This is a genomic window from Nocardioides pymetrozini (assembly GCF_046058985.1).
Classification (GTDB): domain Bacteria; phylum Actinomycetota; class Actinomycetes; order Propionibacteriales; family Nocardioidaceae; genus Nocardioides.
The window spans coordinates 3,527,373-3,547,132 of record NZ_CP175556.1 but is presented as its reverse complement, the minus strand read 5'-3'; the positions used below and the strand labels follow the sequence as shown (position 1 = coordinate 3,547,132).

At 71.9% G+C, this 19,760-nt stretch carries 18 protein-coding genes; 14 read left to right on the top strand and 4 right to left on the bottom strand.

Translation table 11 applies throughout. The features are described from left to right. Positions 1-59 precede the first annotated feature (59 nt). Positions 60-1,349: a citrate synthase gene (locus ACJ5H2_RS17370; RefSeq protein WP_408896689.1), complete on the bottom strand. Its 1,290-nt coding sequence runs from the start codon at positions 1,347-1,349 to the stop codon at positions 60-62. A gap of 52 nt (positions 1,350-1,401) precedes the next feature. Then, positions 1,402-2,283, bottom strand: a complete 882-nt coding sequence (locus tag ACJ5H2_RS17365; RefSeq protein WP_408896688.1) for a bile acid:sodium symporter family protein — start codon at positions 2,281-2,283, stop codon at positions 1,402-1,404. Positions 2,284-2,777: 494 nt separating this feature from the next. Here ACJ5H2_RS17365 and rplM point away from each other — a divergent pair, with 494 nt between their 5' ends. The 6 genes from rplM to ACJ5H2_RS17335 all read left to right on the top strand — a co-directional run bounded on the left by rplM (position 2,778) and on the right by ACJ5H2_RS17335 (position 8,658). Continuing rightward, positions 2,778-3,221, top strand: a complete 444-nt coding sequence (gene rplM, locus ACJ5H2_RS17360) for a 50S ribosomal protein L13 (RefSeq protein WP_408896687.1) — start codon at positions 2,778-2,780, stop codon at positions 3,219-3,221. 39 nt (positions 3,222-3,260) lie between these two features. Continuing rightward, on the top strand, positions 3,261-3,770 hold the full coding sequence (gene rpsI / locus ACJ5H2_RS17355) for a 30S ribosomal protein S9 (protein ID WP_408896686.1): 510 nt from the start codon (positions 3,261-3,263) through the stop codon (positions 3,768-3,770). Positions 3,771-3,874: 104 nt separating this feature from the next. Then, entirely contained in the window at positions 3,875-5,230 is a 1,356-nt protein-coding gene (glmM, locus tag ACJ5H2_RS17350; RefSeq protein ID WP_408896685.1) for a phosphoglucosamine mutase, read from the top strand. Between the two features lie 42 nt (positions 5,231-5,272). Then, a complete protein-coding gene (locus ACJ5H2_RS17345) occupies positions 5,273-6,187 on the top strand; it encodes an ABC transporter ATP-binding protein (RefSeq protein WP_408896684.1) in 915 nt (304 codons plus the stop codon). After that, a complete protein-coding gene (locus tag ACJ5H2_RS17340; protein WP_408896683.1) occupies positions 6,184-6,975 on the top strand; it encodes an ABC transporter permease in 792 nt (263 codons plus the stop codon). Before ACJ5H2_RS17345 ends, ACJ5H2_RS17340 begins: the two co-directional genes overlap by 4 nt. A gap of 387 nt (positions 6,976-7,362) precedes the next feature. Continuing rightward, complete coding sequence (locus ACJ5H2_RS17335) at positions 7,363-8,658, top strand: hypothetical protein (protein WP_408896682.1); 1,296 nt, start codon at positions 7,363-7,365, stop codon at positions 8,656-8,658. A 69-nt stretch (positions 8,659-8,727) separates the two neighbouring features. Here ACJ5H2_RS17335 and coaA read toward each other — a convergent pair whose 3' ends face one another. After that, complete coding sequence (coaA, locus tag ACJ5H2_RS17330; protein ID WP_408896681.1) at positions 8,728-9,723, bottom strand: type I pantothenate kinase; 996 nt, start codon at positions 9,721-9,723, stop codon at positions 8,728-8,730. Positions 9,724-9,818: 95 nt separating this feature from the next. Between coaA and glmS the strand changes: the two genes are divergently transcribed. Genes glmS through tsaE form a run of 6 tightly spaced genes read left to right on the top strand, consistent with a single transcriptional unit; the run spans position 9,819 to position 16,722 of the window. Continuing rightward, the gene (gene glmS / locus ACJ5H2_RS17325; protein ID WP_408896680.1) at positions 9,819-11,663 is read left to right on the top strand and encodes a glutamine--fructose-6-phosphate transaminase (isomerizing); all 1,845 of its coding nucleotides are present in this window, start codon (positions 9,819-9,821) and stop codon (positions 11,661-11,663) included. Between the two features lie 3 nt (positions 11,664-11,666). Beyond that, positions 11,667-12,020 (top strand): holo-ACP synthase, encoded by a 354-nt coding sequence (locus tag ACJ5H2_RS17320; protein WP_408896679.1) that lies wholly within the window; start codon positions 11,667-11,669, stop codon positions 12,018-12,020. Beyond that, a complete protein-coding gene (locus tag ACJ5H2_RS17315; RefSeq protein ID WP_408896678.1) occupies positions 12,020-13,480 on the top strand; it encodes an NAD(P)H-hydrate dehydratase in 1,461 nt (486 codons plus the stop codon). Before ACJ5H2_RS17320 ends, ACJ5H2_RS17315 begins: the two co-directional genes overlap by 1 nt. 16 nt (positions 13,481-13,496) lie before the next feature. Further along, positions 13,497-14,657 carry an alanine racemase gene (gene alr / locus ACJ5H2_RS17310; RefSeq protein WP_408896677.1) on the top strand — a complete coding sequence of 387 codons (1,161 nt, stop codon included), beginning with the start codon at positions 13,497-13,499 and terminating at the stop codon, positions 14,655-14,657. Continuing rightward, positions 14,654-15,754, top strand: coding sequence for an alpha/beta fold hydrolase (locus tag ACJ5H2_RS17305; RefSeq protein WP_408896676.1), 1,101 nt, complete (start codon positions 14,654-14,656; stop codon positions 15,752-15,754). The genes alr and ACJ5H2_RS17305 overlap by 4 nt, the downstream gene beginning before the upstream one ends. Beyond that, positions 15,751-16,722 carry a tRNA (adenosine(37)-N6)-threonylcarbamoyltransferase complex ATPase subunit type 1 TsaE gene (gene tsaE, locus ACJ5H2_RS17300; RefSeq protein ID WP_408896675.1) on the top strand — a complete coding sequence of 324 codons (972 nt, stop codon included), beginning with the start codon at positions 15,751-15,753 and terminating at the stop codon, positions 16,720-16,722. Before ACJ5H2_RS17305 ends, tsaE begins: the two co-directional genes overlap by 4 nt. On the opposite strand, the gene ACJ5H2_RS17295 is transcribed toward tsaE, so the two are convergent. After that, positions 16,688-17,308 carry a TetR/AcrR family transcriptional regulator gene (locus ACJ5H2_RS17295; RefSeq protein ID WP_408896674.1) on the bottom strand — a complete coding sequence of 207 codons (621 nt, stop codon included), beginning with the start codon at positions 17,306-17,308 and terminating at the stop codon, positions 16,688-16,690. The genes tsaE and ACJ5H2_RS17295 overlap by 35 nt on opposite strands. A 42-nt stretch (positions 17,309-17,350) precedes the next feature. On the opposite strand from ACJ5H2_RS17295, the gene ACJ5H2_RS17290 reads away from it, so the two are divergent. Both ACJ5H2_RS17290 and ACJ5H2_RS17285 read left to right on the top strand, forming a co-directional pair. Then, the gene (locus ACJ5H2_RS17290) at positions 17,351-18,898 is read left to right on the top strand and encodes a flavin-containing monooxygenase (RefSeq protein ID WP_408896673.1); all 1,548 of its coding nucleotides are present in this window, start codon (positions 17,351-17,353) and stop codon (positions 18,896-18,898) included. Beyond that, on the top strand, positions 18,895-19,731 hold the full coding sequence (locus tag ACJ5H2_RS17285; RefSeq protein WP_408896672.1) for an SDR family NAD(P)-dependent oxidoreductase: 837 nt from the start codon (positions 18,895-18,897) through the stop codon (positions 19,729-19,731). The genes ACJ5H2_RS17290 and ACJ5H2_RS17285 overlap by 4 nt, the downstream gene beginning before the upstream one ends. The last annotated feature ends 29 nt before the right edge of the window (positions 19,732-19,760 follow it).

The following is a 19,760-nucleotide window of genomic DNA, read 5'->3' as shown; positions in this document are numbered from 1 at the left end:
AACGGCGAACGACCCCGGTCACCAGGTGACCAGGGTCGCTCGCAAGGGGCAGGGCGGTCCTACGCCCAGCGCTCCTCGGCCGGAACGTAGGTCAGGCCGCGGCCGCCGGTGTAGATCTGCTTCGGGCGCGCGATCTTCTGCTCCTTGTCCTGGGTCAGCTCCAGCCACTGCGCGAGCCAGCCGGGGGTGCGGCCGATCGCGAAGAGGACGGTGAACATCTCCGGCGGGAACTCCAGCGCCTCGTAGATGAGGCCGGAGTAGAAGTCGACGTTCGGGTAGAGGCGCCGCTTGACGAAGTACTCGTCCTCGAGCGCGATCTTCTCCAGCTCCTGGGCGACCTCCAGGAGCGGGTTGACGCCGGTGACCTCGAAGACGTCGTCACAGGCCTTCTTGATGATCTTGGCCCTGGGGTCGTAGTTCTTGTAGACCCGGTGACCGAAGCCCATCAGGCGCTCGTCGCCGTTCTTCACGCCCTCGATGAAGGCGGGGATGTTCTCCTTCGTGCCGATCCGGCGCAGCATCCGCAGCACCGCCTCGTTCGCGCCGCCGTGCAGCGGGCCGAAGAGCGCGCCGATGCCGGCAGCGACGGCGGAGTACGGGTCGACCTGCGAGGAGCCCACCGAGCGCACGGCGTTGGTCGAGCAGTTCTGCTCGTGGTCGGCGTGCAGGATGAACAGCACGTCGAGCGCCTTCGCGATGCGCGGGTCGGCGGCGTACGTCGACTCGCTCATCTTGAACAGCATGGACAGGAAGTTCTCGGCGTAGGAGAGCTCGTTGTCCGGGTAGACGTACGGCTTGCCCTGCGCGTGGCGGAACGCCCAGGCGCCGAGGGTCGGCATCTTGGCGATCATCCGGACGATCTGGATGTGACGGTTCTCCGGGTCGTCGATGCGCGCCGACTCGGGGTAGAACGTCGAGAGGGCCCCCACCGACGCCATCAGCATCCCCATCGGGTGCGCGTCGTAGCGGAAGCCCTCCATGAAGCCCTTCACGTTCTCGTGCACGAACGTGTGGTACGTGATCTCGTGGGCCCAGGCGTCGTACTGCTCCTTGGTGGGCAGGTCGCCGTGGATGAGCAGATAGGCCACCTCGAGGAAGTTCGACTTCTCGGCGAGCTGCTCGATCGGGTACCCGCGGTACTCGAGGATGCCCTTGTCGCCGTCGATGTAGGTGATGGAGCTCCTGCAGGAGGCCGTGTTCACGAAGCCCGGGTCGTAGGTCGCGAGGCCCGGCTCGTCGTCGTTGAGCTTGATCTGCCCGAGGTCGGCTGCCTTGATGGTGCCGTCGACGATCGGGATCTCGTACTCCGCGCCGGTGCGGTTGTCGCGTACGGTGAGAGAGTCAGTCACCCTTGCAACCTAGTCGCCTACGTCACGGTCCCAAAAGGCGGTGTCCGATTTCTCACGGGTGGGCGTCGTCGGGGTGGTCCTCCCGGTGGCGGGTGAGCAGCCAGCCGGCGAGCAGCGCGAGCGGGAACATCAAGACGCCGTACACCGCCGCCGGAACCGCCAGGGTGTCGTTGTCGAGGACGCTGAGGGCGACCGCGATCGCCAGCGTGCTGTTGTGGATGCCCACCTCGAAGGCCGACGCCAGCGCCTGCCGCTCCGTCGTACGGGCGAGCCGGGGGAGCAGGTACCCGAGCCCGAGGCTCAGCGCGCAGAACAGGGTCGTCGCGACCCCGATGTCGGCGAGATAGTCGGCGAGGTTCTCCCGCTCCCCGACCAGGGCCCCGGCGATCACCAGCGCGAGGACGACCGCCGACGCGATGCGCACCGGCTTGTCCGCGCGCGCCGCGAACGCCGGCGAGGCGCGGCGCACCGCCATGCCGAGCGCGACCGGCACCAGGACGATCGCGAAGACCTGCGCGGTCTTGCCCAGCTGCAGACCGATGTCGTCGGCCCCCGGCGGGTCGAACCAGCCCACGGCGAAGTTCACCACCAGCGGCAGGCTGACGACCGCGACCAGCGAGTTCACGGCCGTGAGGGTGATGTTGAGGGCGACATCGCCGCGGAACAGGTGGCTGAAGAGGTTCGCCGTGGTCCCACCGGGCGAGGCTGCCAGCAGCATCATCCCGACCGCGAGGAGAGGGTCGAGGTCGAGCGCCAGGACGAGCCCGAAGCAGACCGCCGGGAGTACGAGCAGCTGCGCCGCCAGCGCGACGCCGACCGCACGCGGCGTCCGCGCGACCCGCCCGAAGTCCCCGAGCGTGAGCGCCAGGCCCAGGCCGAACATGATGATCGCCAGCGCGGCCGGCAGCCCGACCGACACGAGTCCTGAGTCCATGAGCGCCTCTCTCCCGGGGACCGAGTGTGACACGGGTCACTTCCGGGTGTGGGGGAGGGTGTCGTGGTGGCGTGGCGGATTCACCACGGGATGTAGGCGAACCGGCGCGGATTCACCACGGGATGTAGGCGGAGCCGCGCTTCCCGTGCGGAGTTCCGCTACAGATGCTCGGATTCGGCTACATCCCGTGGTGAATCCGCAGCAGCCCATCAGCCGGCACAAGGCCCACCGAGGGCGGCACCGGCGTTTTGACCGGCGCCGCGGCGCCGCCGTAATCTTGCAGGTCGCGTCTTCTGCCGCTTCGCACGTCACGACTCCGGTCGGTGCGGGGCAGACCCGGATCGCCCATGGATCGTCGAGAGACGAGCGTGCGTGGGCCGGGCTGAGTTCGTCAGGAGACGCCGCCCCAGCGGTCTGGACCACCAGAGGCGCAGGGCACCACCCGAGCGGCGCCCGCCGCACGGTCAACGAACTAGCAAGGAAGGGTACGCATCATGCGCACCTACGCTCCGAAGCCCGGCGACGTCGAGCGCGCCTGGCTCGTGATCGACGCGACCGACGTCGTCCTCGGTCGCCTGGCTGTCACCGCCGCCAACCTGCTGCGCGGCAAGCACAAGCCGATCTTCGCGCCGAACGCCGACACCGGTGACTTCGTCATCGTCATCAACGCCGACAAGGTCGCCCTGTCCGGCAACAAGCGCGCCGACAAGATGGTCTACCGCCACTCCGGCTTCCCGGGCGGTCTCACCGCGACGCCCATCGGCGAGGTCCTCGACAAGGACGCCCGCAAGGCCGTCGAGAAGGCTGTGTGGGGCATGCTGCCGAAGAACCGTCTCGGCCGGCAGATGATCAAGAAGCTGAAGGTCTACAGCGGCCCGGCTCACCCCCACCAGGCCCAGAAGGCCGTGCCCTACGAGATCTCCCAGATCTCCCAGTGACTTCTCGACTGATCTGAACGGACTGAGGACTAACCCATCGTGACTGAGAACAACACCACCCCTGGTGAGGTCGAGGAGACCTTCGAGACCGACGAGCAGGGTGTCGCCTACACCAGCGAGACCTCCCCGTCGGCCCTCGCCGACGACCGCCCCGTCACCGTCGCCCCCGGCGCCGCCACCGGCCGCCGCAAGGAGGCCGTGGCCCGCGTGCGCATCGTCCCGGGCACCGGCAACTGGACCATCAACGGCCGGACCATCGACGACTACTTCCCGAACAAGCTGCACCAGCAGGTCGTCAACGAGCCCTTCGCGGCGCTGGGCCTCGAGGGCCGTTTCGACGTCATCGCCCGCATCCACGGCGGCGGCATCACCGGCCAGGCCGGTGCCCTGCGCCTCGGCGTGGCGCGCTCCCTGAACGGGATCGACCTCGACGCCTACCGCCCGACGCTGAAGAAGGCCGGTCTGCTGACCCGCGACGCCCGGGCGACCGAGCGCAAGAAGGCCGGTCTCAAGAAGGCCCGCAAGGCCCCGCAGTACAGCAAGCGCTGATCCGCCACTCGGCAGATCATCACGACAGGGCCACGCACCGCTGCCGCGGTCCGTGGCCCTGTCGCCGTTTTCGACACCCGTATCGCTGAGCTCAGGGGGAGCACGTGCCGCGCATCTTCGGGACCGACGGGGTCCGAGGCCTCGCCAACGACAAGCTGACCGCCGAGCTGGCGGTGGACCTCGGCAGCGCCGCCGCCCGGGTGCTGGTCGAGCACGGTGGCTACAGCCGCCCACGGCCGCTCGCGGTCGTCGGCCGGGACACCCGGATCTCCGGGCAGTTCCTCGAGCACGCCGTGGTCGCGGGGCTGGCCTCCGCCGGGGTCGACGTACTGCGCCTGCGGGTGCTGCCCACGCCCGGCGTCGCGTACTTCACCGACGCCCTGGGCGCCGACGTCGGTGTCGTCATCAGCGCCTCGCACAACCCGATGCCCGACAACGGGATCAAGTTCCTCGCCCGCGGGGGAGTCAAGCTCGACGACGCGCTCGAGCGCGAGATCGAGGCGCTCCTCGGCCAGGACTGGGACCGCCCGACCGGCGCAGCGGTGGGCCGCGTGACGCCGTACGGTCCCACCGTCAAGGAGTACGTCGACCACCTGGTCCGCACCCTCGACGCGCCCGCCGGCAGGCCTCTCGCCGGCCTCAAGCTCGTGCTCGACTGCGCGCACGGCGCGGCCAGCGAGGTCGGTCCCCGCGCGCTCACCGCCGCCGGCGCGGAGGTCGTCACCATCGGCGCCTCGCCCGACGGGCTCAACATCAATGACGGATGCGGCTCGACCCATCTCGGCCCGCTGCAGAAGGCGGTGCTGGACCACGGGGCCGACGCGGGCTTCGCCGTCGACGGCGACGCCGACCGGTGCCTGGCCGTGGACCACACCGGGGAGATCGTCGACGGCGACCAGATCATGGCGGTCCTCGCGCTCGCCCTGCGCGAGTCCGGCAGCCTGGTCGGGGACACACTGGTGGCCACCGTGATGAGCAACCTCGGCCTGCTGCAGGCCATGGACGGCGCCGGCATCGAGGTCGTCCAGACCGCCGTCGGCGACCGGTACGTCCTCGACGAGATGCGGCGCGGCGGCTTCAGCCTCGGCGGCGAGCAGTCCGGCCACGTGATCATGCGCGAGCACGCCACGACCGGTGACGGCATCCTCACCGCCCTCCACGTCGCCCGCCGGATGGCCACCACCGGCCGTCCGCTGCGGGAGCTCGCCGGCGTGATGACGCGGCTCCCACAGGTGCTCGTGAACGTCCCCGGGGTCGACCGCGCCCGCACCGACGACCCTGCCCTCGTCGAGGCCGTCGCCGGCGCCGAGGCGGAGCTCGGTACGACGGGTCGCGTCCTGCTCCGCCCCTCCGGCACCGAGCCGCTCGTGCGGGTGATGGTCGAGGCGCCGACCGCCGAGCAGGCCGACGGCGTCGCGCAGCGGCTCGCGGACGTCGTACGGGAGCGACTGGCGCTCTGACCCGGGCGGCGGCCCGCCGGGGCACAATGGCAAGGTGTCACCATGAGCGCCCCCACCCTGGCGATCGACGGGCTCACCAAGCAGTTCGGTGCGGTCCGCGCGGTCGACGACCTGACGTTCACCGTGCGACCGGGAGCGGTCACCGGCTTCCTCGGCCCCAACGGAGCCGGCAAGACCACGACCCTGCGGATGCTGCTCGGGCTCACGCGGCCCAGCGCGGGACGCGCGCTGGTGGGGGACAGGGAGTACGCCGCGCACGCGCGGCCCGGACGGATCGTCGGCGCCGCGCTCGAGGCGTCCAGCTTCCACCCGGGCCGGACCGGCCTCGCCCACCTCGAGGTGTTCGCGCCGCAGGTGGGCGTCTCCCGGACGCGCTGCCGCCAGGTCCTGGAGGCGGTCGGCCTCGACCACGCCGCGAAGCAGCGGGTCGGGCGCTACTCCCTGGGCATGCGCCAGCGGCTCGGCCTCGCCACCGCCCTGCTCGCGGACCCTCCGGTGATCGTGCTCGACGAGCCGACGAACGGTCTCGACCCCGAGGGGATCGTGTGGATCCGGCGCCTGTTGCGCCAGTTCGCCGACGAGGGCCGGACGGTCCTGGTGTCGAGCCACCTGCTGCGCGAGGTCGAGGCCAGCGTCGACGAGGTGGTGGTCATCGCCGACGGACGGCTGCGGCACGCCTCGTCGCTCGCCGAGCTGCGCACCCGGGCGACCCCGGCGGCGTACGTCGTCGCGCCACGCCCCGAGGCGCTGGCCGCGCTCGCCGCCGACCGCGGTTGGACGACCTCGCGCGACGGTGAAGGCCTCGCGGTCGAGGGCGCCACCGCCGCCGAGGTCGGCGCCGCCGCCCACGCGGCCGGGGTCGAGCTCCACGAGCTGGTCCGCCGCGACGTCGACCTGGAGGCCCTGTTCTTCGAGCTCACCCGACCCGAGAGCGGCAACGAGGAGGCGCGGCGATGAGGGCCGCGTTCCTCGCGGAGTACCGCAAGCTGGTCAGCACCCGGCTGTGGTGGCTGCTCCTGCTCGTCATGGTCGGCTACCTGGTCTTCGTCTCCGCGGCGGTGTCCGCGTCCTTCGTCTTCGTCCCGGAGGGGGCCGAGCCGCCGCTCGTCGGGGAGGACGCCGCCCGGGCCACGTACTCCCTGGTCAACGGCATCGGCTACGTCTTCCCGCTGGTGATCGGCAGCCTCGCCATGACCACGGAGTTCCGCCACAAGACCATCACGCAGAGCCTGCTGGTCGAGCCCGACCGCACCCGCTTCCTGCTGGCCAAGCTCCTGTCGGTCGTGCCGATCGGGCTGGTCGCCGGGCTCGTCGGCGTGGCCGCCACCGTCGCGGGCGGCGCGCCGCTGCTGGCCGTCGAGGGCGACGGTTCCTATCTCGGCGACGGCGACGTGCTCGTCGGGCTGCTGCTCGGCGTCGTCGTGGTCGCACTCTGGGCGGTCATCGGCGTCGCCTTCGGGAGCATCGTGTCCAACCAGGTCGCGGCGATCGTGGTGATCTTGGCGTTCACCCAGTTCGTCGAGCCGATCGTCCGGCTCGTGCTCGGCCAGGTCGACGCGCTCGCCGGAGTGGCGTCGTACCTCCCCGGTGGTGCCGCCGACTCCCTGATCGGCGCCTCCTTCCTCGGCTCCACGGGCGCCGTCGACCTGCTGCCGCGGTGGGCTGCGGCGCTGGTGCTGCTGGCGTACGTCGCGGTCTTCGCCCTGGTCGGGCGGCTGACGACCTTGCGGCGCGACATCGGCTGATCTCTGGGGTGGTCTGCCGTGGCTTCCGGGTGTGCGCGCCGCGGGGGTTGAGTCGTCGGTTCTGACCCGTCGAGTCGTCGGTTCTGACCTGTCGAGTGGTCGGTTCTGACCCGCGGGGGTGGTGTCGTGTGCCTTCCGGGTTTGCTCGGTGCCAGGTCTGATTTTCGATTGGCGTGGTTGCGCGCCGCTGTGGTTGAGCTGGTTGGCTGGACGTCCCGTTCGGGTTTGAGATTGTGCCCGTCTGACCCCTGGGGTTGCGGTGGTCTCGGTCGACTTTCGTCACTCGATGACGCACTGGTTGTTCACACCCTGCCGGACGGGTTTCGCCTGTCCACAGGCGGGTTTTCTCCCGTTCGTTGTGTCGTACGTCGGTGGGAGAATCCAGTCATGGATCTCGGGACCACGCCTCGTTCGACAGCAGAGCTGCTGTCGCGTGTGGCCGATGGTGTCCGGGCTCGTCAGCGGCTCCTGGTCGAGGAGTGGGAGGCGATCGTCGCCTGGGCCAGCAACCACGTCGTCACGGGTCCCGAAGGTGCCGCCACGATCACGGAGGGCTATCTCGACACCGGGGTCCCGATCGCCGGTGACGGTGCTCCGTTGGTGTGGGAGTTCGGGCTGATGGAGCTGGTCGCGGTGCTCGGCCGCAGCCCGGATGGTGGGCGGGCGTACGTCGGTCGGGTGATCGAGTGCGCCTGGCGACTCCCGCACGTGTACGACGCCGTCGCGGCCGGTCGTCTGGCGCCATGGCGGGCCGAACGGATCGCCGAACGCACCCACGGCCTCAACTCCGAAGCCGCTGCGTTCGTGGACCGTCAGCTGTACGACGCCACCGGCGTCGGGTGGGCCCAACTCGACCGGCTCATCACCGAAGCCGTCCTCCGCTACGACCCCGCCACCGCAGAAGCCGAACGAGCCAAGGCAGCGGACCGGCGACGGTTCGACATCGACCCCCACGTCGACGACCACGGCCTCGTGGAGGTGTCCGGGCTCATGGACGCCGCCGACGGACACGACCTCAACCAAGCCGTCACCCGGCGTGCTGAGGTCCTCGGCCGGCTCGGCGACCACTCCTCTCTCGACGTGCGGCGCTCCAAGGCCGCCGCCGAGCTCGCCCGCGCCGACCTCGCCCTCGACCTGCTCATCCCTGACCGGGAGACCGGCGAGGTCGTCGCGACCGTTCCGGGCCGGAAGGTGGAGCTCAACGTCCACATCACCGACACCACGTTGACCGGAGCCAACCCGGTCGGTCGGTGGGAGCAGGGCAACTGCCCGATCAGCAGCGAGCAGATTCGGGAATGGCTGCAGGCCCACGACACCACCATCACCGTCCGCCCGGTCATCGACCTGGCCGACCACATCCCCGTCACGAGCTACGAGGTCCCCGACCGCCACAAACGAGTCGTCGCGCTGCGCGACCACACCTGCCGCTTCCCGCACTGCACCCGCCCCGCGACCCGGTGCGACATCGACCACTCCCAGCCGCACGGCGACGGCGGACCGACCTGCCCGTGCAACGAGGTCCCCCTCTGCCGACGCCATCACCGCGCGAAGACCCACTCGGCCTGGCATTACGACACCCCGACCCCGGGCACCTACCTGTGGGCCAGTCCGAACGGCCACGCCTTCCGCGTCGACCACCGCGGCACCCACCCGATCCACACCGCGCACCCGCCCGACGAGTAGCCACCCCGCCCCACACCCCGCAGGACTCCAACCTGTGGGGTCACCGGCATGTCTCTCCGGCGGCTGTGGTCAGATCTTGCGCAGCCGCACGTACTGCACCGCGTGGTCGGCGGCCTTGCGCAGCACCAGGGTCGCGCGGGAGCGGGTGGGCAGCACGTTCTGGGTCAGGTTGGGGCCGTTGATCGTGTCCCAGATCCGGCGCGCCTCGTCCACCGCGGAGTCGTGGCTCAGGGCGGCGTAGCGGGCGAAGTAGGAGTTCGGGTCGCGGAAGGCGGTCTCGCGCAGGCGCAGGAAGCGGTCGACGTACCACTCGCGGATGTGGTTGGTGTTGGCGTCGACGAAGATGGAGAAGTCGAAGAAGTCCGAGAGACCCAGGCCGGTCCGGCCGTCCTCGCGGACCCGCGCGGGCTGGAGGACGTTGAGCCCCTCGACGATGACGATGTCCGGCCGCTTCACGACGACCTTCTCGTCAGGGACGACGTCGTAGACCAGGTGGGAGTACACCGGCGCCTCGACCTCGTCGATGCCGGACTTGATGTCGATGACGAACTTCAGCAGCGCCCGCCGGTCGTAGGACTCGGGGAAGCCCTTGCGCTGGAGCAGGCCGCGCTCCTCCAGGACGGCGTTGGGGTAGAGGAAGCCGTCGGTGGTCACCAGCGCCACGTTGGGGTGCTCGGGCCAGCGCGCCAGCATCTGCTGCAGCACGCGCGCGGCGGTCGACTTCCCGACGGCCACCGAGCCGGCGAGGCCGATCACGAACGGCGTGCGCGGGGGCACGCTGCGGTGCAGGAACTGCTCCTGCTCGTGGTGGAGGCGGGTCGCTGCGTTGACCCGCAGGGACAGCAGGCGCGACAGCGGCAGGTAGACGTCGCGGATCTCGTCGAGGTCGAGAGAGTCCCCGATGCCGCGGAGCCGGACCACCTCGTCGCTGGTCAGCGGGCTGCCCTGCTGTTGCCACTCGGCGGCCAGCGCGGCCCAGGTCGCCCGGTCCAGCTCGACGTACGGCGACGCCTCGCGAGGCGACTCCTCGCCGGGGTGGGTGTCCGCCGGACTGCCGGTCGTCATGACGTCGATTGTTCCAGCCGGTCCCGCCGGCGCCTCCGGCGCGTCCCCGATCCGGACGCGGGAGGCCGGTGGCCGGCGGCCTACACTGGCCGATCATGTGCGGGATCGTCGGGTACGTCGGGCCACGGTCGGCCGAGGCGGCCGTCGTGGACGGGCTGCGCCGCCTGGAGTACCGCGGCTACGACTCCGCGGGCATCGCGGTCGTGAGCGACGGCGCGCTGACGGTCGAGAAGCGCGCGGGCAAGCTCGCGAACCTCGAGAAGGTGCTGGCCGACGCGCCGATCCCCGCCGCGGAGATCGGCATCGGGCACACCCGCTGGGCCACCCACGGTCCGCCCAACGACGTCAACGCGCACCCGCACACGGGCGCCTCCCGCCGCATCGCGCTGGTGCACAACGGGATCATCGAGAACTTCCTCGAGCTGCGGGCCCGCGTCGAGGCCGACGACCACGAGCTGCTCTCGGACACCGACACCGAGATCGTGGCGCACCTGGTCGAGCTGCAGGTGCAGTCCGGGGTCGACCTGGCGACCGCCATGCAGCGCGTGTGCCAGCAGCTCGACGGCGCCTTCACCCTGGTCGCCATCGATGCCGAGGACCCGGACACGGTGGTCGCCGCCCGTCGCAACTCGCCCCTGGTCGTCGGGCTGGGCGAGGGGGAGAACTTCCTCGGCTCGGACGTCGCCGCCTTCATCGAGCACACCCGGGAGGCGCTCGAGCTCGGCCAGGACCAGATCGTGGTGATGACGCGCGACGCGGTGACCGTGACCGACTTCTGGGGGCGCCCGGTCGAGGCGCGTCGCTTCCACGTCGACTGGGACCTGTCGTCGGCGGAGAAGGACGGCCACGACTGGTTCATGCGCAAGGAGATCTTCGAGCAGCCGCGCGCGGTGGCGGACTCGCTCATCGGGCGGCGTACCCCCGCGGGGCTGCTGCAGCTCGACGAGATGAGGCTCGCCGACGAGGAGCTGCGCGACGTCGACAAGATCATCATCATCGCCTGCGGGACCTCCTTCTACGCCGGCATGGTCGCCAAGTACGCCATCGAGCACTGGACCCGCACCCCGGTCGAGGTCGAGCTGGCGTCGGAGTTCCGCTATCGCGACCCGATCATCGACGGCACCACGCTGGTCGTCGCGATCAGCCAGTCCGGCGAGACGGCGGACACCCTCCAGGCGATCCGGCACGCGCGCTCGCAGCGGGCGAAGGTTCTCGCCATCTGCAACACCAACGGCTCGTCGATCCCGCGCGAGTCGGACGCGGTGATCTACACCCACGCCGGTCCCGAGATCGGCGTCGCCTCGACCAAGGGCTTCCTCACGCAGCTGGTCGCCTGTTACCTCCTGGCGCTCTACATCGCACAGGTCAAGGGCACCCGCTTCGGTGACGAGATCGACGAGATCATGGGCCACCTCGAGGCGATGCCGGACCACATCGACACGGTGCTCGACGGCGCCGAGCAGGTCTACGCCCTGGCCGCCGACCACGCCGCGGCCAGGTCGGTCCTCTTCCTCGGCCGTCACGCCGGCTACCCCGTCGCCCTCGAGGGCGCCCTGAAGCTGAAGGAGCTGGCCTACCTGCACGCGGAGGGCTTCGCCGCGGGCGAGCTCAAGCACGGGCCGATCGCGCTGGTCGAGGACGGCCTCCCGGTGCTGTGCGTCGTACCTCCCCAGGGCCGCGACCACCTGCACGGCAAGATGCTCAGCGGCATCCAGGAGGTCCGCGCCCGCGGCGCCCGGACGATCTGTCTCGCCGAGGAGGGCGACACCGCGATCGAGCCGTACGCCGACGTGCTGCTGCGCCTGCCGAAGGTGCCGGTGCTGCTCCAGCCGCTCGTCGCCATCGTGCCGCTCCAGCTGTTCGCCTGCGAGCTGGCCACCGTGCTGGGCCACGACGTCGACCAGCCGCGCAACCTGGCCAAGTCCGTCACGGTGGAGTAGCGGGTGCCTGTCGTCGGCGTCGGCATCGACGTGTGCGAGATCGCGCGGTTCGAGGAGTCGTGCCGACGTACGCCGGCGCTCGTCACGAAGCTGTTCACCCCCGCCGAGCGCACCCTGCACATTCGCTCCCTCGCCGCGCGGTTCGCCGCCAAGGAGGCCTTGGCGAAGGCGCTGGGAGCACCCCGCGGGATGGCGTGGCACGACGCCGAGGTGGTCTCGGAGGACTCCGGCCGGCCCCGCTTCGTGCTGCGTGGGACCGTGCTCGCCGAGGCCGACGCGCTCGGCGTCACCTCCGTGCACCTGTCCCTCACCCACGACGGCGGGATCGCCTCGGCCGTGGTCGTGCTGGAGGCCTGATGCTCCGGGCACACACCGTCGCGCAGGTCCGCGCCGCCGAGGCCGACCTGCTGGCCCGGCTGCCGGAGGGCGCGCTGATGCAGCGTGCCGCCACGGGCCTCGCCTACGCCGTCCTCGACTTCCTCGGCTCCGCCTACGGGCGCCGGGTCCTGCTCCTCGTCGGCTCCGGCGACAACGGCGGCGACGCCCTGTACGCCGGGGCGCTGCTCGCTCGCCGCGGCGTCCAGGTGGAGGCTTGGCTGCTCTCCGACGCAGCTCACTCCGGTGGCGTCGGCGCGCTCCGCCGCGCCGGCGGCCGGGTCCGTCGTACCCCCACGTTTGGTCACAGACCGCATGCCGCGCACCCCGATGGGCGCGGTTTGGTCCCAAACCGCAGGGATTTCGACCTGGTACTCGACGGCATCGTCGGCATCGGCGGCCGGCCCGGCCTGCGCCCGGCGGCAACAGCGGCGCTGGAGGCGGTGGCGGGGATCCCGGTGGTGGCGGTGGACGTCCCGTCGGGCGTGGACGTCGACACCGGGGAGGTCGACGGTCCGCACGTGCGGGCCGATCTGACCGTCACGTTCGGTACCCACAAGGCCTGCCATCTCCTCGACCCTGCGGCCCAGGCATGCGGCGCGATCCAGCTCGTCGACATCGGGCTCGACCTCCCCGAGGCGGACGCGACGGAGGCGACGGGGGCGCCGGTGGAGGCGCTCCAGGCGGCCGACGTCGCGGCGCTCCTCCCGGTCCCTGCGCCGGACGCCCACAAGTACACCCGCGGCGTCGTCGGCGTCCGCGCCGGCTCGGCCGCCTACCCGGGCGCCGCGCTGCTCAGCGTGGCCGGCGCGGCCTGCGGGCTGGCCGGGATGGTGCGGTACGACGGCCCCCCGAGCGCGCTCGACCTGGTCCGCTCCGCCCATCCCGAGGTGGTCGGGCCCGGTCGTGTCCAGGCGTGGGTGGTCGGCTCGGGCAGCGACGACACCGCCGAGGAGGCCGTGCGCCGCTCGGTGGCCGACGAGGTCGCGCTGGTCCTCGACGCCGACGCCCTGGCGTTCGCCGACCTCGCCCGCGGCCGGCCGGCGGTCCTGACGCCCCACGCGGGCGAGCTGGCGCGGATGCTGGAGGTGGACCGCTCCGACGTCGAGGCGCGGTCGCTCGAGCACGCCCGCCTGGCCGCCCGGAGGTTCGACGCGGTCGTGCTGCTCAAGGGCCGCCGCACCGTGGTGGCGCGGCCCGACGGCCGCGTCCGGGTGACCACGACCGGCACCCCGTGGCTGGCGACCGCGGGTGCGGGCGACGTCCTCGGCGGCCTGGTCGGGGCGCTCCTGGCGACGGGGCTCGGTCCCTTCGACGCCGCGGCGGTGGGCTCCTGGCTGCACGGAGCGGCCGCCACGCTCGCCTCGCGCGGCGGCCCGGTCGTCGCCGCGGACGTCGCCGCCGCGCTTGCGGACCTGCTCGCCGACCTCGTCGCGCGGTGATGGGACGATAGGGAGCATGGAGCCCCCGCCCCTCGGCCCTGCCGAGATCGTCGTCGACCTGGCGGCGATCCGGGCGAACGCGCGGCTGCTGCGTGCCACGGCCGGGGTCGCGCTGATCGCGGTGGTCAAGGCCGACGGCTACGGCCACGGGATGGTGGAGAGCGCGCGAGCCGCGCAGGCGGGCGGAGCCGAGTGGCTCGCCACCGCCACGATCGAGGAGGCCCTCGTCCTCCGCGCCGCCGGGGTGGACGGCCGCCTCCTGTGCTGGATCACCGGCCCCGACGCCGACTACCGGCGTGCCGCCGACGAGGACATCGACGTGTCGGCGTACTCCGTCGAGGAGCTGGACCGCATGGCCGCGGCCTACGCCGGCCGGGCCGCGCCGGCGCGGGTCCAGCTCAAGCTCGACACCGGCCTGTCCCGGGGCGGTGCGCCCCGCGCGGCCTGGCCCGCCCTGTTCGCCCGCGCCCGGGCAGGCGAACAGGAGGGCCGGTGGCGCATCACCGGCATCTGGTCGCACTTCGCCTGCGCCGACGAGCCGCAGCATCCCGCGAACGACCGCCAGGAGGCCGCCTTCCGGGAGGGGCTGGCGCTCGCCGAGGAGCACGGCCTGCGTCCCGAGCTGCGCCACCTGGCCAACTCCGCGGCGGCGATCCTGCGACCGTCGGCCCGCTTCGACGCGGTCCGCTGCGGCATCGCCGTCTACGGTCTGGACCCCGCGCCCGGCGAGCGCACGGACATCGGGCTGGTGCCGGCGATGACCGTGCGGGCGCCGCTGCTCCTGGTCAAGGACCTCGCGCCCGGCGACGCCGTCTCCTACGGCCAGCGCTGGGTCGCCGAGCAGCCCACCACCGTCGGGCTGGTCCCGGTCGGGTACGGCGACGGCATCCCGCGGCACGCGTCGCAGCCCGGCGCGGCCGACCGGGCGGCCACCGTCGGCATCGACGGCAAGCCTCGCCCGCTGCGGGGCACCGTCTGCATGGACCAGGTCGTCGTCGACCTCGGCGGCGACCGCCCCGCCCTCGGCAGCGAGGTGGTCGTCTTCGGCCCGCCGGGCGCCGGTGGTCCGAGCGCGCAGGACTGGGCCGTCGCGTGCGGCACCATCAACTACGAGATCGTCACCAGGATCGGGGGCCGGATGTCTCGCAGGTACGTCGACTCCGAGGCGGGCGCATGAGCCGGCGGGGCCGGGTCGTCGGTTCCCTTGCCGGGGCGCTCGGCGTCGCCGCCGTCGGCACGGCGGCGGTCGGGATCCTGCGCCAGCAGCGGGCGATCAGCCGACGCGCGGGGGAGGACATCCCGTTCGGGTCCCTGCGCTCGGCGCCGGTGACCGTGGTGACCGACGACGGGCTGCCCCTGCACGTCGAGGTGGACGAGGTGACCCCCCAGGCCGCCGGCGGGCCGGTCGAGCGGCTGCTGCGCCGCGGCAAGGACGGCACCCCACCCGTCACCGTCGTCTTCGTGCACGGCTTCTGCCTCAACCTCGACTGCTGGCACTTCCAGCGCGCGGCGTACCGGGGCCTGGTTCGCTCCGTCTACTACGACCAGCGCTCGCACGGCCGCTCCGGCGACTCCGACCGGGCGCACTCCACCATCGACCAGCTCGGCCGCGACCTGCGCAGGGTGCTCGACGAGGTGGTCCCGGACGGGCCGGTGGTCCTCGTCGGCCACTCCATGGGCGGGATGTCCATCGTCGCCTTCGCCGAGCAGTACCCGGACCAGATCGGCGACCGGGTCGTGGGCGTCGGACTGATCTCCACGACCGCCGGCGGGCTGGACCCGAGCCGGATCCTGCTGCCGATGCTGCCGGCCCGGCTCGCCGGCCCGCTCGCGTCCGGCGCCGTGCGGACCCTGCACCTGGGGCACCGCGCGATCGACTCGCTGCGGCGCGTGGGGGGTGCGGTCGCCACCGTCGCCACGGACCGCTTCGCGTTCGGCAGCGACGTCCCGCGTGGGTACGTCGAGTTCGTCGACGAGATGCTCGCCGCCACGCCCTTCGAGGTGGTCGCCGACTTCTTCCCGCACTTCGCCTCCCTCGACAAGTTCGACCACGTCGAGGCGCTCGGCCGCGTGCCGACGTCCGTGATCTGCGGCACCGCCGACCGGCTCACCTCGATCGGCCACTCACGCAAGCTGCAGTCGCGGATCCCCGGGTCGCGGCTGCTCGAGTGCGAGGACGCGGGGCACATGGTGATCATGGAGCGGCACGAGCTGGTCAACGCCGAGCTCGACCAGCTGGTCACCGCGGCGACGGCGAGGGCAGCGGCGCGATGACGGTCGAGACGAGGCGCGTCGGTCCGGAGGCCGCCGCGGAGGTGCTGGCCGTGGTCCGGGCGGCGTTCGCGGACCGGCCGGTGCTGGACCCGCCGGCGGACGCCCTGGCGGAGACGGAGGAGACCATCGCCGGGCTGCTCGCGCCGGGCGGCGGTCTGCTGATGGTCGACGACGGCCACCCGGTGGGCGCGGTCGTCCTCGACCCGGGCGGCGACGGGGGCGACACCGTCTACCTGCGCCGGTTCGGGATCGACCCGTCGGCACGCGGCCGGGGCCTGGCGCGCGATCTGGTCCGGGCGGGCCTGCTCGCGGCGGGCCGGGCGGGAGCCGCGCGGGTGGTGATCCTGGCCCGCGAGGAGCTGCCCCGGACGGTGGCCTTCTGGCGCGACATGGGCTTCGTCGAGACGGCGCGGCACGCGCCGTACGTCGAGATGGCGCGTCCGGCGCCGGTCGTCATCGAGGTGCCGACGGCCGACGCGATGCGGGAGCTCGGCCGAGGACTGGCGGGCCGGCTCACCGCCGGCGACGTGCTCGTCCTCAGCGGCGAGCTCGGTGCCGGGAAGACCACCTTCACACAGGGCCTCGGCGAGGGGCTCGGCGTGCGCGGCGCCATCACCTCGCCCACCTTCGTCATCGCCCGGGTCCACCCCTCCCTGGGCGAGGGACCCGAGCTCGTGCACGTCGACGCCTACCGGCTCGGCGGTCGCGCCGAGCTCGACGACCTCGACCTCGACGCGGACCTCGACGAGGCCGTCACCGTGGTCGAGTGGGGGAGCGGGCTCGCCGAGGGTCTCGCCGAGTCGCGGCTCGAGGTGCGCATCACGCGCGCCGCCGGACAGGACGCGGCCGACGCCCCGGGCGCCGACCGCGAGGGCGACCCCCGCGTCGTCGAGCTCGCCGCGCTCGGGCCGCGTTGGCTCGCGGCCCCGGGCCTCACCCCTCGTCCCTCCCCGGGAGGGTCTCGATGAGTGCGGGCAGGGAGCCGGTGATCACCTGCAGCAGGTCGTCCTTCGACAGGCCGGCCGGGTGGTCGCACCAGGTGAGCACGAGATCCTCGACCATCGCCTGCCAGGCATGGATGAGCAGCCGAACGGCTGGCGTGTCGGGGATGACCAGGCCGCCGGGGTCGGCGGTGAAGAACCGGTCCGCGAGCGCGGCGAAGGTCGTCTCGTAGATCGCGCGGAGGCTGTCGTTGCCGGCCGTCGCGCCCTTCACCAGCGAGCGGTAGCCGGTGTGGTTGGCGACCACGTAGTCGACGTACCCGGTCAGTGAGGCGAGCAGGCGCTCGAGCGGCTCGCCCGCCGCCGGGGGAGCCGTGCGAGCGTAGAGGTCGTCGGCGGCGTGCTGGACGACCGCCTCGTAGAACCCCTGCTTGCCCCCGAAGTAGTGGTACATCAGCCCGCGGGAGATCCCGGCCTCCTCGGCGAGGACGTCGATGGACAGCTCGTCGAGCGAGCGCGTGGCCAGCAGGCGCACCCCGAGGTCGAGCAGCTGGGTCCGCCGCTCCTCGGGAGAGAGCCGGGTGCGGGGCGTGGTCGTCGTCACGCCGGGCATTCTATTGACAGATGTTCAATAACGCCAATAGCGTTCCTGCCCATGAGCTCCAGCAGCGCGGGTCGCACGCAGGTCGACCACCTCATCGTCGGCGCCGGCTTCGCCGGTCTGGCCGCCGCCATCAAGCTCGACGAGGCCGCCGAGCGCGACTTCGTCGTGATCGAGAAGGACAGCGACGTCGGCGGCACCTGGCACATCAACACCTACCCGGGCGCCGAGTGCGACGTCCCGAGCCAGCTCTACTCCTACTCGTTCGCGCTGAACCCGGAGTGGTCGAAGGTCTACTCCCCGCAGCAGGAGATCTGGGAGTACACCCGCAAGGTGGCCGAGGACTCCGGCACGCTCGACCGCTTCGTGTTCGACACCGCGGTCCTGGACGCGCGCTGGGACGACGACGCGCAGCGGTGGATCGTCCGGACCGAGGGGCCCCACGGTGCTCAGGAGTACGCCGCGCGGACGCTGATCTCCGGCTCCGGCGGGCTCTCCGAGCCGCGCCTGCCCGAGATCGAGGGCATCGACTCCTTCCAGGGCGAGATCTTCCACTCGGCCCGGTGGAACCACGACGTCGACCTCGCCGGCAAGCGGGTCGCCGTCATCGGCACCGGTGCCTCCGCCATCCAGCTGGTCCCCGAGCTGCAGCGGGTCCTGACCGGTTCCGGCGGCCACCTCGACGTCTACCAGCGGACCCCGAACTGGGTGATCCCGCGCAACGAGCGGTCCTTCACGGCCATCGAGAAGGCCGTGTTCCGCCACGTCCCCGGCGCACAGCGCGCGCTGCGCTCTCTCGTCTACGCCACGCTCGAGGCCCGTGTGCCCGCCTTCGCGCGCTTCCCGCAGGCCATGCGCGCGGTCGAGCTCCAGGGCAAGAAGAACATCGCCAAGGGCATCCAGGACCCCGAGCTGCGCAGGAAGGTCACACCCGACTACCGGGCCGGCTGCAAGCGCATCCTGATCTCCAACAAGTGGTATCCCGCGCTCGCCGCCGACAACGTGGACCTGGTGACGGACCCCATCGTCAAGGTCACCGGCGACGCGATCGTGACCGCCGACGGCGTCGAGCGGCCGATCGACGTGCTCGTCGTCGCCACCGGCTTCTACGTGACCGAGCCGCCCATCGCCCAGCACATCACCGGGCGCGAGGGCCGCACCCTGGCCGAGGTCTGGGACGACGGCGGCATGGCGGCGTACAAGGGGACCACGATCCACGGCTTCCCGAACCTCTTCCAGATCGTCGGCCCCAACACCGCGCTCGGCCACTCCAGCATGATCTTCATCATCGAGTCGCAGGTGCGCTACGTGGTCGAGGCCGCCAAGGCGATGCGCCGGGAGGGCCTCGCGGCCGTCGAGCCGACCCAGGCCGCGCAGGACGCGTGGACCGCGCGGATCCGCCGCAAGATGAAGCCGACCGTGTGGCAGACCGGCGGCTGCGCGAGCTGGTATCTCGACAAGTTCGGCAACAACACCACCCTCTGGCCCGGCCAGACCTTCACCTTCCGGCAGCACCTGTCGGCCTTCGACCTCGACAAGTACGACGTCGAGCCCCTGCGCCCCGGAAGCCAGAGCACCCAGCGAGAGGCAGCAAACGCGTGAAGAACCTCAACAACAAGGTCGTCGTCATCACCGGTGCCGGGTCCGGCATCGGCCGGGCCCTGGCGGTGAACCTCGCAGGTAAGGGCGCGCGGCTGGCGCTCTCCGACGTCAACGAGGCCGGCCTGGCCGAGACCGCCGAGCTGGCGTCCAAGGCCGGTGCGCCCGACGTGCACACGGCGCGCCTCGACGTGGCGGACCGCGCCGCGTTCACGGCGTACGCCGCCGAGGTGGCCGACCACTTCGGGCAGGTCAACGTCGTCGTCAACAACGCCGGCGTCGCGCTGGCGGGGGACGCGATCGACCTCAGCTACGAGGACATGGAGTGGATCGTCGGGATCAACTTCTGGGGTGTCGTCTACGGCACCAAGGAGTTCCTGCCCCACCTCATCGCGTCCGGCGACGGCCACATCGTCAACCTCTCCTCGCTCTTCGGCCTGCTCGCCATGCCCGGCCAGAGCGCGTACAACGCCACGAAGTTCGCCGTGCGCGGCTTCACCGAGGCGGTGCGCGAGGAGATGCTGATCGCTGGGCACAAGGTCGGCGTGACCTCGGTGCACCCCGGGGGCATCAAGACCGCGATCGCGCGCAGCGCCCGGGTCTCCGACAAGGAGGACCAGGCCGCGACGGCCAAGCTCTTCGACGAGAAGCTCGCGAAGATGACTCCCGAGCGGGCGGCCGAGATCATCGTCAAGGGCATCCAGAGGAACCAGGCCCGCGTGCTCGTGGGCCTCGACGCCCACGCCCTGCACAACTTCCAGAAGTTCACCGGGTCGCGCTACGAGGACATCGTCGCGCTCGTCTCGAAGAGGGTGCTCCCGGCCAAGGCCGTCTAGGACGGCCCGCGCACGCGGAGGCAATAGGG

Coding starts and splice junctions, on each gene's coding strand:
- glmS (WP_408896680.1), top strand. CDS start 9,819: ATGTGCGGGATCGTCGGGTACGTCGGGCCACGGTCGGCCGAGGCGGCC.
- ACJ5H2_RS17305 (WP_408896676.1), top strand. CDS start 14,654: ATGAGCCGGCGGGGCCGGGTCGTCGGTTCCCTTGCCGGGGCGCTCGGC.
- ACJ5H2_RS17340 (WP_408896683.1), top strand. CDS start 6,184: ATGAGGGCCGCGTTCCTCGCGGAGTACCGCAAGCTGGTCAGCACCCGG.
- ACJ5H2_RS17365 (WP_408896688.1), bottom strand. CDS start 2,283: ATGGACTCAGGACTCGTGTCGGTCGGGCTGCCGGCCGCGCTGGCGATC.
- ACJ5H2_RS17335 (WP_408896682.1), top strand. CDS start 7,363: ATGGATCTCGGGACCACGCCTCGTTCGACAGCAGAGCTGCTGTCGCGT.
- alr (WP_408896677.1), top strand. CDS start 13,497: ATGGAGCCCCCGCCCCTCGGCCCTGCCGAGATCGTCGTCGACCTGGCG.
- ACJ5H2_RS17345 (WP_408896684.1), top strand. CDS start 5,273: ATGAGCGCCCCCACCCTGGCGATCGACGGGCTCACCAAGCAGTTCGGT.
- ACJ5H2_RS17315 (WP_408896678.1), top strand. CDS start 12,020: ATGCTCCGGGCACACACCGTCGCGCAGGTCCGCGCCGCCGAGGCCGAC.
- tsaE (WP_408896675.1), top strand. CDS start 15,751: ATGACGGTCGAGACGAGGCGCGTCGGTCCGGAGGCCGCCGCGGAGGTG.
- ACJ5H2_RS17290 (WP_408896673.1), top strand. CDS start 17,351: ATGAGCTCCAGCAGCGCGGGTCGCACGCAGGTCGACCACCTCATCGTC.
- coaA (WP_408896681.1), bottom strand. CDS start 9,723: ATGACGACCGGCAGTCCGGCGGACACCCACCCCGGCGAGGAGTCGCCT.
- ACJ5H2_RS17295 (WP_408896674.1), bottom strand. CDS start 17,308: ATGCCCGGCGTGACGACGACCACGCCCCGCACCCGGCTCTCTCCCGAG.
- rplM (WP_408896687.1), top strand. CDS start 2,778: ATGCGCACCTACGCTCCGAAGCCCGGCGACGTCGAGCGCGCCTGGCTC.